This is a genomic window from Aquirufa ecclesiirivi (genome assembly GCF_011250515.1).
Lineage (GTDB): Bacteria > Bacteroidota > Bacteroidia > Cytophagales > Spirosomataceae > Aquirufa > Aquirufa ecclesiirivi.
On the sequence record NZ_JAANOP010000001.1, the window covers coordinates 241,876 to 256,015 of the forward strand.

General features: G+C 38.6%; 12 protein-coding genes. 8 read left to right on the forward strand and 4 right to left on the reverse strand.

The features are described from left to right. The first annotated feature begins 1 nt into the window (after window position 1). The 7 genes from G9H65_RS00915 to G9H65_RS00945 all read left to right on the forward strand — a co-directional run bounded on the left by G9H65_RS00915 (window position 2) and on the right by G9H65_RS00945 (window position 7,258). A complete protein-coding gene (locus G9H65_RS00915; protein ID WP_166373488.1) occupies window positions 2-712 on the forward strand; it encodes an SGNH/GDSL hydrolase family protein in 711 nt (236 codons plus the stop codon). Between the two features lie 239 nt (window positions 713-951). After that, window positions 952-2,010: an NAD-dependent epimerase/dehydratase family protein gene (locus G9H65_RS00920; protein WP_166373489.1), complete on the forward strand. Its 1,059-nt coding sequence runs from the start codon at window positions 952-954 to the stop codon at window positions 2,008-2,010. Then, window positions 2,007-3,071: an NAD-dependent epimerase/dehydratase family protein gene (locus G9H65_RS00925; RefSeq protein ID WP_166373490.1), complete on the forward strand. Its 1,065-nt coding sequence runs from the start codon at window positions 2,007-2,009 to the stop codon at window positions 3,069-3,071. Before G9H65_RS00920 ends, G9H65_RS00925 begins: the two co-directional genes overlap by 4 nt. A gap of 4 nt (window positions 3,072-3,075) precedes the next feature. Beyond that, window positions 3,076-3,813, forward strand: a complete 738-nt coding sequence (locus tag G9H65_RS00930) for a glycosyltransferase family 2 protein (RefSeq protein ID WP_166373491.1) — start codon at window positions 3,076-3,078, stop codon at window positions 3,811-3,813. 24 nt (window positions 3,814-3,837) lie between these two features. After that, a complete protein-coding gene (locus tag G9H65_RS00935; RefSeq protein WP_166373492.1) occupies window positions 3,838-5,418 on the forward strand; it encodes a hypothetical protein in 1,581 nt (526 codons plus the stop codon). Further along, window positions 5,419-6,756 carry a hypothetical protein gene (locus G9H65_RS00940; RefSeq protein WP_166373493.1) on the forward strand — a complete coding sequence of 446 codons (1,338 nt, stop codon included), beginning with the start codon at window positions 5,419-5,421 and terminating at the stop codon, window positions 6,754-6,756. It begins immediately after the preceding gene. Between the two features lie 139 nt (window positions 6,757-6,895). Beyond that, on the forward strand, window positions 6,896-7,258 hold the full coding sequence (locus G9H65_RS00945) for a hypothetical protein (RefSeq protein ID WP_166373494.1): 363 nt from the start codon (window positions 6,896-6,898) through the stop codon (window positions 7,256-7,258). Window positions 7,259-7,372: 114 nt separating this feature from the next. Here G9H65_RS00945 and thrC read toward each other — a convergent pair whose 3' ends face one another. The 4 genes from thrC to G9H65_RS00965 are packed head-to-tail and all read right to left on the reverse strand — an operon-like array spanning window position 7,373 to window position 11,532. Next, window positions 7,373-8,680 (reverse strand): threonine synthase, encoded by a 1,308-nt coding sequence (gene thrC / locus G9H65_RS00950; protein WP_166373495.1) that lies wholly within the window; start codon window positions 8,678-8,680, stop codon window positions 7,373-7,375. 39 nt (window positions 8,681-8,719) lie between these two features. Next, entirely contained in the window at window positions 8,720-9,424 is a 705-nt protein-coding gene (locus G9H65_RS00955; protein ID WP_166373496.1) for a 2-phosphosulfolactate phosphatase, read from the reverse strand. Window positions 9,425-9,431: 7 nt separating this feature from the next. Further along, complete coding sequence (gene gcvT, locus G9H65_RS00960; protein WP_166373497.1) at window positions 9,432-10,520, reverse strand: glycine cleavage system aminomethyltransferase GcvT; 1,089 nt, start codon at window positions 10,518-10,520, stop codon at window positions 9,432-9,434. 1 nt (window position 10,521) lies between these two features. Next, complete coding sequence (locus tag G9H65_RS00965) at window positions 10,522-11,532, reverse strand: M28 family peptidase (protein ID WP_166373498.1); 1,011 nt, start codon at window positions 11,530-11,532, stop codon at window positions 10,522-10,524. A gap of 224 nt (window positions 11,533-11,756) precedes the next feature. Here G9H65_RS00965 and rnr point away from each other — a divergent pair, with 224 nt between their 5' ends. Next, window positions 11,757-14,018, forward strand: a complete 2,262-nt coding sequence (gene rnr / locus G9H65_RS00970) for a ribonuclease R (RefSeq protein WP_166373499.1) — start codon at window positions 11,757-11,759, stop codon at window positions 14,016-14,018. Window positions 14,019-14,140: the final 122 nt, after the last annotated feature.

Here is a 14,140-nt window from a genome sequence, read left to right on the forward strand (position 1 = left end):
CATGAAAATTACACGATGGACTGGCCTGATGGTCTGTTTTCTAGGCTTTAGTATTCAAGCCATGGGGCAAGCCTCCTCTTCCCAATATTTACCAGAAATCAAACAAGAATTGCTGAAAGAATGGCCTAAAAATCGGAGTATAAATTTAGTTTTCCACGGACATTCCGTACCTGCGGGATATTTCAAAACCCCTGTAGTAAATACCTTAGGGGCTTATCCTTTTCAAGTTTTAAAATCGCTCAAAGAGCAATATCCTTTGGCGGTTATTAACGTCATCAATACATCCGTAGGTGGGGAAAATGCAGAAAAAGGAGCAGAAAGGTTTGAACAAGAAGTATTGACTCATCGTCCTGACCTCATTTTTATTGATTATGTTCTGAACGATCGAGGTTTAGGTTTGGAAAGAGCCAAAGTTGCCTGGGAAAAAATGATTCAAATGGCACAATCAAAGGGAATCAAAGTCATTCTTTTAAGTGCCTCCCCTGATCAGCGGGTGGATATCCTAGATACAAAATCAGTCTTGGACCAACATGGCCAACAAGTTCAAGAATTGGCAAGAATTCATCAAGTAGGATTTGTTGATAGTTATGAACTATTTCGAACACAAGTAAAAGCTGGTACACCGATCAGCGAATGGATGTCACAAGTAAATCACCCCAATGAAAAAGGACATGCCTTGATAGCAACAGAAATCATGCGATATTTTAAATAATTAAACAACTATTTAAACAGTATTTACTCGAAACAATATAAATGGTGATATTCCACTTTTCTTGATTCCTAAATCTTATTCAAGATAATTCATGAACCCCATGGGAATTGATCCTGCACGTTCCGAATCTAGGTCTGCTAGCGAAATTTGGAATTAAAAGTCAAAATGCCCCTTCAAATTCTATATTTAAAAATAAAACGATAATTTTGTCTTTGATTCAATCCAATTATATAAGTCACATGTCAAAAAAATTAATGGTTACCGGTTCTTTAGGATTAATTGGCTCAGAAGTGAGCGAATATTTCTTAGAAAAGGGCTGGGAAGTGCACGGAATAGACAATAATCAAAGAGCCGTTTTTTTTGGTTCACAAGGTGACAATTCGACTAACCAAGATCGATTAGCCAAATTCGGAGAATCCTACCAACATCATACGATAGACATTCGCGACCGCCAAGCTGTCCTAGATTTAATCCCAAAAATTAGTCCTGATGCGATTGTGCATACCGCCGCTCAACCTAGCCATGACCGAGCAGCTTCCATCCCTTTTGAAGACTTTGATACCAATGCGGTTGGAACCTTCAATTTATTAGAATCTTTGCGCAGATACAGCACATCGGTACCCTTTGTGCATTTATCAACCAATAAAGTTTATGGTGATGCTCCCAATTTCATTCCCATGAAGGAATTGGAAACACGCTTTGATTATGATGATGATACCTATGAGCATGGCATTTCGGAAAGCTTTAGCATAGACCAATCCAAGCACTCGCTTTTTGGGGCATCCAAAGTTTCTGCGGACATCTCCGTTCAAGAATATGGCCGTTATTTCAATATGCCAACAGCCTGTTTACGTGGAGGTTGCTTAACAGGACCTAACCACGCGGGGGTTGAATTGCACGGATTTTTAAGCTATTTGATTAAATGTAATTTAGAACAAAAAGAATATACCGTTTTTGGCTATAAAGGCAAACAAGTACGAGATAACATCCATTCCTACGATGTAGCCAGATTTATAGAGGAATTTATCCAGGCGCCACGTGTGGCGGAAGTTTATAATATCGGTGGAGGAAAAGCTAACTCGGTTTCTATTTTAGAAGCATTTCAAATTATTTCCAAGATTAGCGGCATTCCCATGAAATACAAGTATGATGAAACCAATCGCATTGGTGATCATATTTGCTACTACTCAGACTTACGAAAAATGAAGTCCCATTATCCAAATTGGGATATCACCAAATCTCTGGAAGATGTCTTCCAAGATATTTACAACCGTTACATGGAAGCCAAAGCAAAATGAAAATACTCATCACAGGAGGTTGTGGTTTTGTCGGCTCAAATTTAGCAGCTCTTTTCAAACAGCATCTTGTTGATTGTGAAGTATATTGCCTTGATAATTTATCAAGAAGAGGTTCTGAATTAAACCTCAATAAAATTCTTCCTCTGGGAGTAAAATTTGTTCACGGAGATGTTCGAATCAAGACGGACTTCGATCGCATCCCCCATGTTGATGTAGTGATAGACGCCGCAGCTGAACCATCTGTATTAGCGGGTAGTCAAGCTGGTGAATTAGAATACTTAATTGATACCAATTTAAATGGGACTATCAATACGCTTTATTTTGCCAAAAAGCATCAAGCAGCTTTTATCTTTCTTTCAACCAGTCGGGTTTATCCTTACAACAGCTTGTCCAATATTAATTTCCAAACCGAAGAAAAGCGATTTGTCTTATCCCATCAACAAGCTTACGAAGGGCTGAGTGAAAAGGGAGTAGCAGAAAATTTTCCTTTGGCTGGCCTTCGCTCTTTATATGGAGCTACCAAACTTTCTTCCGAATACATCATTCAAGAATTTGCACATAATTTTGGTATCCCAACAGTCATCAACCGCTGTGGGGTTTTAAGTGGCCCATATCAAATGGGTAAAATTGACCAAGGAGTTATTGTGCTTTGGATGGCTAAGCACTTTTGGAATAAATCGCTATCCTACATTGGTTTTGGTGGAAATGGGCAACAAATTCGAGATGTGCTTCACGTCAAAGATTTGTTCCGATTAGTCCTTTGGCAAATACAGCATCTAGATTTACACCAAGGTCAAATATTCAATGTGGGTGGTGGACTAGAGAACAGTGTTTCCTTGGCTGAATTAACTAATTTGTGTGTTCAAATCACTGGAAATACCATACCAATAAGTTCATCTTCTGAAAATCGCCCTGGCGATCTTCCTATTTATATCACAGATAATAGTCGAATTACCGCATTCAGCCAGTGGAAACCTGAAATAAGTGTGCCAACCTTATTGGGAGAAGTACACGACTGGTTTATTCAGGATCAGGCATTTCTTAAACCCATATTATCCTAGAGGTATGTCCCAACTGAGTATTGTCATACCCGCTTACAATGAAGAAGGTTCCATCGCAGAAACCTTGGAGTCCTTATACGCGGCGCTTCAGCTTGCTGAAATAAACCACGAGATTGTGGTGGTGAATGACAATTCCAAGGACCAAACCTTGTCCATTCTAGAAAATTTACAACAAAATATTCCAAGCCTAACCATTTATACGAATCCAGGACCCAATGGCTTTGGATATGCGATTCGCTATGGTTTAGAACGATTCAAAGGAGATATGGTAGCAGTGATGATGGCTGACTTATCCGATGACCCAAAGGATCTCATTGCTTTTTACCGATTAATGGTAGATAAAAACCTAGATTGTGTTTTTGGGTCTCGTTTCATCAAAGGTGGGACTACTTATGATTATCCCAAACACAAATACATTATCAATCGCATGGCCAATACGATGATTCGTTTTTTAGTGGGAATACCTTACAATGATTCGACCAATGCCTTCAAAATGTACCGAAAAAATACCATTGAAGGCCTAAAGCCATTTCTCTCGGCGCATTTTAACTTAACCATTGAACTACCTTTAAAAGCCATCATTCGCGGTTATTCTTATGATGTTTTACCCAATTCCTGGCGTAATAGAAAAGCGGGGCAATCCAATTTGAAAATAAAAGAAATGGGGAGTCGATATCTATTCATCTTGCTCTACATTTTGATTGAAAAATACCTTTCAAGAAACGATTATTTGAAAAAATAAATGCTTCCAATGCTTCCATCAACCATGCGCTTCAAGGAAAAAATTGCTTGGTTTTTGGCCATGGGTGGACTACTTTTTTTTCATTTTTATCGGCTACAGCTTCATACGCTTAATTTCCCAAACTGGGGAGATGATTATGCTTTTTTGGAACTATTGGATTATGTCCAAAAGCATGATTGGAAAGAAAATGTCAATTACATATTCCATTTTCACAATGACATTCATCGGATAGCCTACTCAAGGATCTGGATTCTGATACAGTATGCGTTATTGGGGCATTTGAATTTCAAAACGGCCATTATTTTGGCCAATGTTCAATTGGTCTTGATACTCATTCCTTTCCACTGGTTTTTACAGAAAATCAAACGTTCCCCATGGCATTTGGTCGGAATAGCGGCATTGTTATTGGCTCCATTTGGGAATATCGATAACTTTAATTTAATCGGTGTATTACAACATACGGGCTCCATCCTCTTTTTGGTATGGATTGCTTATGGCCTATTCTACGCAGAGAATCAAGTATGGTTTATTATCTTAGCCCTTTTCTATCCATTTGTATCAACAGAAGGACTTGCATTTCTACCCATGGTGGGCTATGTGCTTTGGACAAAAAAATCGCATCTAAAAATACCATTTACCGTATTTGCCTTGGCAGTTATTGTTTTCTATTTTCATGATTACGTAGGTTCAGCTTCCTCCACAGGTCAGGTAACATGGAGCCTATTCAAAGGTCTTTTTATCTTTTTAGGAAATTGGGCATTACCCATTTCAGATTCCTTTAGGGCCTCGATTAATTTTTTAGCTGGGATACCTGTGCTACTCTTTTTTACTTGGAAAATCCTCGGTTCATTTAGAATCAATATTACCTTCCCTTCCTTGCTATTTCTACAAATTGCGGCCACGGGCTTGCTCATTTGTTACGGTAGGTCAGGCATGGGAGATTTAGAGTTAATCGCACTTTCTGATCGCTTTTTATTGTATGGGAATACCATGTTGATGGCCATTTATTGTGCTTTGATTTTTCATAAACATCAGACACTCAGACTTCCCTGGGCCTTATTATTATCGGGCACCTGGATGATTGCTTCGTTTTTTATGGCAAGAAGACCATTACAGGAAATGTACCAACGATGGACGGCAGATCTGTTGGGAGCGTATTATTTTCAAAGCTCTTCTGCCTATGAATGCCCGCCAGAAACCATGCAATTATTGAAAAAAACTTATTACAGATTTGATACTGAAGAAATTCCAAGGCAGTTTCCTAAATTTTCAGTTCAAAAAACTTCACCGATCCATCCAACTATCAATCGTTTTCAGGAAGGGCGACTCTCTTTATCGTGGAATCAGATACCTGAGAAAACCAATGTAACGGATCAACGATTTGTGGTATTAGCACAAGAAAATACCCCTGAAAAAAAATATTATATTACGTCTTTGTCAAATGACTATACCGATCGTACCAAACACAGTAAATTATTGATTTTCAATACATTGCCAATGGCTCACTTTCAAGTATTTTTATTAAATTTGCCAAATAATCAATACCCAACCTACCAATATTTATCAGCCCTAACGATAACTAATCAAGGACAACTCCTCCGATAAATGCCTACCTTTCCACGCTTAAAATATATTTCTTTATTACTCGGATTAATACCTTTCGTATTTTTCTCTTGGTCATTGTTTACTTTTTCGATTAACATACCTTGGTTAGATGATTTTGAAGCACCCATGACGATACGAGCATGGTTTGCACAACCGGACTGGTTGGATCGGTTAAAAATGATTTGGTTTCCCAATAATGAACACCGAATTGTGACACTAAGATTGTGGGTAATGGTTCATTATTTAGTTTTCAATCAATTGGACCTGAAAGCATTATTACTTACTTCCCATATATATATCCTCATCATATTTGTATTATTCTGGTTCAATTTACCTGTAAAAAATCGCTGGTGGTACTTTTTACCTATTCCCTTTCTTTATTTAAATTTTCAATACCACTTAAATACGTTTTGGTTCATAGTTTCCATACAGAGAAATTTGGTCATTGGATTTGGCTTTTTAGCCATGTTTTGCCTCAGTAAAGACAGCCATAAATTGTTCATTACAGGGGTAGTTTGTACTATGCTCGCTTGTTTATCCAATTCAGATGGCTTACTCTTCATTGCTGCGGGGGGAATGATTCTTTTAACCAAATTTGAAGTTAAAAAACTGGGTATTTGGATCGGTATTTTCGTGACATTTTTGTTTCTATTTTTCTGGAATTATCCCAGTATGGGATCAAATCAAAATGGCCTGATCTATTTAGCGGGTCACCCTTGGCAAAGCATTCAAGGCTTTTTTGTGTTTTTGGGAGGATCGGCAGATTACTTCAATGAGCAAGATTCAACGATTCGATTGATCTTTAGTTTCTCCATGGGTTTATTATTATTCATCATCATTATTTGGGGCTTTCAACGCTGGATATTTACAAATACAGAAAAAAAATATTCGAGTTTTTCCCAGCGCTGGACATCAGGAGAGTTGGCCAATAGTCATCAACTTTTTTTAGCCGGATGCCTTACTTTTTGTATTTTGAATGGGGTTTTATTAGCCCTCTTACGATCCAAATCCGGCCCATTTGTCTTTCTAATTGGGAATTATAAAATTATTGCCACACTAGCGATGTTGCTTACTTATGTTGTTTCTACCCATCTCGTTTCTTCTGTTTTTACTACGAAATGGGTACTCCCTGTAGCCATATTATTTTGGCTTAGTTCTATCGTAACGTATTATCCTGCCATAAAAAACCGAAAGGAATTTCTGCTTCAAGACTATCAATCATTCATTCATGATAAACAAGGCCTGGGTTTCAATAAGGAGAATGTAAAAAAATATGAACTCCATCTCATGATGGTTCAAATGATTCATAAAGGCGAATATATTCCGGGAACTAAGTAGTTGATATTCTGAATGTTTTATCAATAGATTGATAGGGTAATTGTCAAAAAATGCCTAATTTTCCCTTAACGCTGGCAAGGTTTAAAACCTTGACAGCGTTGTCGAACTTCCTCCTTTTTCTTTCCATAAACCCTGTACTATGAAATATTTGAAACTAGTTCCAACCTTCCTATTAGCTTTTTTATTTTTATTCGGAGGCCTTAATTTTTTCTTTGAGTTTGTGCCTACTCCACCAATGTCTGGAAATCAAGCACTCTTTTTTAATTTGATGGTCCCGACAGGATTTATGAAAGTGGTTAAGATTTTAGAGATTATCGGTGCCGTTTTATTACTAATTCCATCTAAAAGGGCCCTTTCTTTATTAATTCTGAGCCCTATTGCCATAAATATCCTACTCTTAGAATTATTAGTTCTAGGCGGATTAGGCGCTGGCCCCCTGTTAATTATTTTGATTGGAATAATCGCTTATCAGGAATTTGATAAGTTTAAAGCATTACTTTAGTCTTCTTTCACTTGGGATGTAAGTATCCAACTTATTGGACAATAAGCTTCCTTTTAAATTCGTTCGAACAACGCTGTCAAGGTTTAGAACCTTGCCAGCGTTGTTTTAAACACCTTATTCTCCTAATAAATATTGCTTAAAACCAGCATATTCACCCCCCAAGGAAGTTGCCACTTTTTCTTTATTTAAAAGAACCGACAAGCGCTCAGGAATTGGTACTTCTCTACCTAAAGTAGATTCCACTGTGGGTAAAAACTTAGCATAATGAGCCGTTGAAAGCAATATTCCCGTAAATTCCCCTACGGTTTCAGCCTTGTATTGTTGTAATCCATCATAAGCTACTGCCGTATGTGGACACATGACATATCCAGTCCTTTCATAAACCTCCTTCATCCTAGCCTTCGTTTGCTCATCATTCGTATAGAATCCTTTGACTAACTCCTTCACTGAATCCCAATCTTCACCAGCCAACAATTTCATCCGAATAAAATTAGATGGATTCCCCACATCCATGGCATTAGAAAGCGTCTCTACACTAGGTTTTGGTTTGTACTCTCCTGTGATTAAGTAATCAGGTACAACCTTATTCTCGTTACACGAAGCCACAAATGCCTTAACAGGCAATCCCATACGATAAGCCATTAAGCCCGCGCTCAAATTGCCAAAATTACCACTCGGAACACTGAATACAATGGGCATTTTTAATCCCTTTCTTTTTGCTTCAGCATAAGCGGCAAAATAATAAAAAGACTGAGGAATCAATCGAGATATATTAATGGAATTAGCTGAGGCTAAATTAAATTTGGCCCTCAATTCCTCATCCAAAAAAGCCTGCTTAACCAAACTTTGACAGTCATCAAAAGTCCCCGTTATTTCTAGCGCATGAACATTACCTCCTAACGTCGTTAATTGCTTTTCTTGAATATCTGAAACCTTTCCTTTTGGATAAAGTATGGTAACAGAAATCCCAGGAGTATTATAAAATCCCTGAGCCACCGCTCCGCCTGTATCTCCAGAAGTAGCTACCAAAATGCGAATTTCTCTTTTCGACTTCAACAAATAGTGCGACATAATCGCCGCCATAAAGCGAGCTCCAAAATCTTTAAATGCCATGGATGGACCGTGAAATAATTCCAAAACCTCAACATCTTTTTCTAGATTAAATAAAGGAGCGTCAAATGTCATCGATTGACTAATAATTCCATGAATTTCTTCCTTGGTCAAGTCTGAACCTAATAAATGTTGGCAAACTGCCTCCGCAATCTCTTGAAAACTCTTCTCTTGAATGGATTCAAAAAAAGAAGGATCCATCTTTTCAATAGACAATGGCATATACAATCCATTATCGGGTGGTAAACCTCGAAATATGGCCTCCTCTAATGAAACATCTGGACTCTGATGTTGTGTACTATATAACTTCATCCCCTTTTTGTTAATTAGGCCTTGCACCTACATCATTACTTATTTCAACACCAATTTATTGCCCTTTAAAACAGGCAATACGGAGTATACATCTCTCTCCAAACAGAAATTAATATCCTTTTCTATACCCAATCCCAATAATCGATTTACGTGCGAAGACCCCTTCACGGCTTGCATTAAATTAGTCGAAGCCTCTCGATACGCCCCCAAAGCCATCATAGCAGCATCATCTGCTACATGGTAAGACCCTTGTAGTAAATCAATCAAAGCCCCCGCAAATAAGGTATCTTCCAAATTTGGCTTCCCTTTCCAACCCGCACAAACAATCAAAGCATCTCCTTCCCAGTTTTTCAATGCCTCTGCTACTCGTGAAATATTTAAAAAGGCCCCTACGAAAAGCGCTGGAGATTTTCTAGACTTTCGAATCGCCACAGTACCATTGGTCGTTGTCACACAGATCTTAGCTCCTTTCACATTTTCCACTTGATAGCTAAATGGAGAATTATCAAAATCAAAACCCTCAGGTGTGACTCCATTTCTTTCAGCCGAAGTCAAATATCCCTTTGTTCCATACGAACTACATAAGTCCATTTTCTCCACGGGAATAATCTCCTTTGCCCCATGAGCAAAAGCTGTCACCATACAGGAAGTTGCTCTAAAAATATCCACAACAACCACTGCTAGAGAAGGAACGTCATACAAATGAATGAGTTCTGGCGACAAACAAACGTCGATTTTTCTCATAATTACTCTAAATAAATGGCATTTTTACAACCACAGCTTTCAATGACTTATCACGAATCTGTACAAAAATTTCTGTTCCTACTTTAGCATATTCTGTCTTCACATATCCCATGCCTATTCCTTTGGATAAATTAGGCGACTGAGTACCAGATGTAACTTCCCCGATGGATTCTCCAACTTCATTCACGATAGGATAATGTTGACGAGGGATACCGCGGTCAATCATCTCAAATCCGACTAATTTCTTTTTGGCACCTTCTGCCTTTATTTTGGCATGAATATCAGACGCTATAAATTCCTTATTGAATGAAGTAATCCATCCCAAACCGGCTTCAATAGGTGAAGTGGTATCATCGATATCGTGTCCATACAAACAATAACCCATTTCAGTACGTAACGTATCTCTTGCTCCTAATCCAATGGGCTTAATACCAAATTCTGCACCCGCCTCAAAAATGGCATTCCACATAGCTAGCGCCTGCTCATTTTTGACATAAATCTCAAACCCGCCAGCACCCGTATAACCCGTATTAGAAATAATCACATCAGAAATACCCGCCATTTGACCTATTTTAAAGGAATAATAAGGCATCGATGATAAGTCTACATCCGTTAATTTTTGCAATGCTAAAATGGCTTTAGGCCCTTGAACCGCAAACAAACTATATTCGTCACTCTGATTGGTCATTTCCACACCAAAGGTATTATGTGAGGAAATCCAATTCCAATCCTTTTCAATATTGGAAGCGTTCACCACCAACATATATTCATTTTCCTTTACTCGGTAAACCAACAAATCATCGACAATGCCTCCTTGATCATTTGGCAAACAGCTGTATTGAACCTTTCCATCTACCAATTTTGAGGCATCATTGGAGCACACATATTGAATCAAATCCAATGCCTTTTCTCCCTTCAAATAAAACTCACCCATATGGCTCACGTCAAATACTCCTACCTGTTGACGCACACAAATATGCTCCTCAATCAAATTATTGTATAAAACCGGCATATTAAATCCAGCAAATGGCACCATTTTTGCTCCTAAGGCTACATGGGTTTCGTTCAAATGAACGTGTTGTAATTGTTCTGACATATTATTCTCGATATAAAACTTGTAATAAAGTTTGCCCTACGGCAAATAAGGTTTTGGGGTCAATAATGGACATATTATCTCCATGCGTGTGATGATATGGACCAAAAATATCTCCCATACTTCCGGGAGCTTGTGGCCGCAAATCAATAATATCAATCATTTGTATTTTTGCTACTTCATTAACTGCCGTATGGTCGTCTGTTATTCCTGGTCCTTCTTCTTGTAGAAATAAGTTCCCAAATCCTAAATCAGCTGCCGCAGACCAAATGGACCGAACAACGGTAGGCGCATATTGCATCGAACCATATTCCTGAGGAAATACTGCCCCTTTGCCACCTACCATATCAAGTAAGATTCCATAAAAAGGACGGTAATTTTCTGGAAATAAATGAGCTGCCCAATACTGAGAACCTAATGCCCAGGTATTTTGAACTTGGGTATCTACTCCTTGTGGTTCGCCGGTATCTTCTAAATCAAAAAACAAAAAATCAACCCCTATCGATGGCTTTTTCTGAGCCAATGTTAACTGTCTTGCCAATTCGATCATCACTCCAACACCACTTCCTCCATCATTGGCCGCATCGATCGGTTCATTTTTACGTACGGAATCTTTATCTGCCACAGCTCTCGTATCCCAATGAGCCGCTAACAAAATTCGTTTCCCAATACCTGGCTGAAACTGGGCCATGATATTGGTTCCTTTTAATGTTTTCCCAGCGTAATTTGTGGCCGTAAAAGGCTGAGTACTCACTTCTAGTCCATAGGATTTCAGCTTAGCAATGATCCATTCCTGGCATTTTTGATGTGCATCAGTCCCTGGTACTCTTGGACCAAAGTCTACTTGCTGCTTTATATAAGCATAAGCTGAGTCAGCGCTAAAATTTGGCGTATCAACTAATTGAACAGTTGCAGCATTCTCTTCACTCACTTTATTGGTACTCTGAAACCAATAAACTATGCCTGAGAGGATAAAGACAAGCAACAATAGTATAGCAACTCGAGATCGATTCATGAATAAGAGGAAAAACAAGCTCAAAAGTACTAAATAGAATTAGGATTAGGGAATGATGCTCGGGGAATTAATCCCAACCGATTATATTTTAATAAATTCAACAAGATCTGCTCTTCAAAATGAAATATGAACATAGATTCTATAGCTCACAAGGAAATAAACAGCTGATAATCATTCTGTAGGTAAAAACCCGTACCTTCGGGGAAGTTTTAAATTTCAATAATATGCCAACTTCCCCTAAGGAACAACGTTTTTTGGCTAGTTTACAAAAAGACATCCTAGAGTTTTTCGAACTGAACGATTATCGTTCATATTCGATAAACCAAATTCATAAGGCTTTTGCCATTCGTGATCGTAAAACCAAAGAGCTTTATGCTGATTTGGTACAAAAACTAGTCATCGAAAATCGGTTAATCCGTCAATCCGATGGAAATTACCGTTTCGATAATGAATCCTTCCAAATTGAAGGTCGTGTTGATCATGTCAATACACGTTTTGCCTTTGTCATTCCAGATGATGGAAGCAAAGATGTATGGGTAGCTTCGGCAGATTTAATGAATGCCAAAGACGGAGATCGAGTACGGGTTCAAGCTAGAAGACCTTCGGAAAAAAAGAAGAATGACCGCCCAGAAGGTGAGGTTATAGAAATTCTAGAAAGAAAATCATCTGAAATTGTAGGCGTAATTCAAGTTACTGCCCATTACTCATTCCTCATACCTGATTCCAAAAAAATCTATGAGGATATTTACATTCCAAAAACAGAGACCTTACAAGCCAACCATTTGGATAAAGTCATTGTAGAGGTAACGCGCTGGGGAACACCTGGCAAAAAAGCAGAAGGTCGAGTTATTAAAATATTAGGTAAAGCGGGAGAAAATGAGACCGAAATGCATTCCATCTTAGCTGAATTTGGTTTGCCATATGAGTTTCCAGAAATGGTAGAATTGGCCGCTGAAGCTATTTCCACGGAAATTACCAAAGAAGAAATTAAAAAAAGAAAGGACCTTCGAAAGATCCTTAGTTTTACGATTGACCCCAAAGATGCCAAAGACTATGATGATGCCATCAGTTATCAAAAATTGGCCAACGGAAATACGGAAATCGGTGTTCACATTGCCGATGTCTCCCATTATGTTAAACCAGGTAGTATTTTAGATCAAGAGGCATTTCGAAGAGCAACATCAGTCTATTTAGTAGACCGAGTGGTGCCTATGTTGCCTGAAAAACTATCCAATGGTTTATGTTCTTTAAGACCCAACGAAGATAAATTAACGTTCTCTACCCTTTTTGAATTTGACCCCAATGGCATCATTGTCAAGGAGTGGTTCGGAAGAACAGTCATACATTCAGATCGTAGATTTGCTTATGAAGATGCTCAGGTATTAATAGAAAACGAGGGTGAGGAAATCGATGCTTATGAGCCTGTCATCAAAGATTTAAATCGTATTGCTAAAAAGCTACGCGATTATCGATTCAAACATGGTTCAGTCAACTTTGAAACGGTTGAAGTAAAATTTGAATTGGATGAACATGGCACTCCATTGGCAGTATTTCCAAGAGAGAGAAAAGATGCCCATAAGTTAATCGAGGAGTTCATGTTGATGGCCAATAAAAAAGTGGCTGAATACGTGCATGAATTGAAAAAAACGGAACCTCGGAATACCATGGTTTACCGAGTTCACGAAGCTCCTGATCCTGAAAAATTGCGTGTATTTTCGGCTTTTGCCAAGAAATTTGGCTACCAAGTCTCTACCGAGCCTAAGCAAGTTTCCCAGTCATTTAATGCCCTGATGGAAAATGTGGAAGGGAAAGCAGAAGAACATGTATTGCAAAGTCTAGCGGTAAGAACCATGTCAAAAGCGCGCTATAGTACCGATGCTGTAGGCCATTTTGGTTTGGCTTTTCCATTCTACTCCCACTTTACCAGCCCGATTCGCCGTTATCCCGATGTCATGACGCATCGCTTATTGCAACTTTACCTAGACAAAGGGGCTTCACCAGAAAGGGCTCCATTGGAAATCCAATGTAAACATTGTTCGGATAGAGAAAAACTAGCGGCAGATGCTGAAAGAGCTTCTGTGAAGTACAAACAAGTGGAATACATGTCCTTACATGAACCTCAAGTTTTTGACGGTATCATCACAGGTGTTACGGAATTTGGAATCTTTGTGGAGATTGGAGAAACTTCTTGCGAAGGATTAGTAAGAATGGTCGACTTAAACGACGATTACTACGATTTGGATAAGGAAAATTACCGCATTGTCGGCAAATCCAATGGTCGAGTTTTCTCTTTTGGAGATGTGGTAAAAGTAAAAGTTCGAGATACAAATTTGGCGAAAAGAACGATTGACCTGGAGTTAATCGGGATGAAGTCAGGAGGTGACCGTTTTGGAAATAATCGAATCCGACGTAGAGAAGGTCGCCCAGCCAATGTCATTCCAAGAGGCAAGGACCGTAGAAATAATATCGGTCGGAAAAGAAGGTAAAAAGTAGGAGTGGAAGTGGAAGATTTGTCAACTTTTTAAAAGTTGACAAATCTAAAGTTGACAAATCTATAGAGCCAACAAGCTGCTTACTAAGCTAAGTAGAAAATGCATGTAAATCCAAC

Excerpts from the sequence above, each read along its gene's own strand:
- gcvT (WP_166373497.1), bottom strand. The coding sequence starts at position 10,520 with ATGTCAGAACAATTACAACACGTTCATTTGAACGAAACCCATGTAGCC.
- G9H65_RS00915 (WP_166373488.1), top strand. The coding sequence starts at position 2 with ATGAAAATTACACGATGGACTGGCCTGATGGTCTGTTTTCTAGGCTTT.
- G9H65_RS00925 (WP_166373490.1), top strand. The coding sequence starts at position 2,007 with ATGAAAATACTCATCACAGGAGGTTGTGGTTTTGTCGGCTCAAATTTA.
- G9H65_RS00920 (WP_166373489.1), top strand. The coding sequence starts at position 952 with ATGTCAAAAAAATTAATGGTTACCGGTTCTTTAGGATTAATTGGCTCA.
- G9H65_RS00965 (WP_166373498.1), bottom strand. The coding sequence starts at position 11,532 with ATGAATCGATCTCGAGTTGCTATACTATTGTTGCTTGTCTTTATCCTC.
- G9H65_RS00940 (WP_166373493.1), top strand. The coding sequence starts at position 5,419 with ATGCCTACCTTTCCACGCTTAAAATATATTTCTTTATTACTCGGATTA.
- thrC (WP_166373495.1), bottom strand. The coding sequence starts at position 8,680 with ATGAAGTTATATAGTACACAACATCAGAGTCCAGATGTTTCATTAGAG.
- G9H65_RS00930 (WP_166373491.1), top strand. The coding sequence starts at position 3,076 with ATGTCCCAACTGAGTATTGTCATACCCGCTTACAATGAAGAAGGTTCC.
- G9H65_RS00955 (WP_166373496.1), bottom strand. The coding sequence starts at position 9,424 with ATGAGAAAAATCGACGTTTGTTTGTCGCCAGAACTCATTCATTTGTAT.
- rnr (WP_166373499.1), top strand. The coding sequence starts at position 11,757 with ATGCCAACTTCCCCTAAGGAACAACGTTTTTTGGCTAGTTTACAAAAA.
- G9H65_RS00945 (WP_166373494.1), top strand. The coding sequence starts at position 6,896 with ATGAAATATTTGAAACTAGTTCCAACCTTCCTATTAGCTTTTTTATTT.
- G9H65_RS00935 (WP_166373492.1), top strand. The coding sequence starts at position 3,838 with ATGCGCTTCAAGGAAAAAATTGCTTGGTTTTTGGCCATGGGTGGACTA.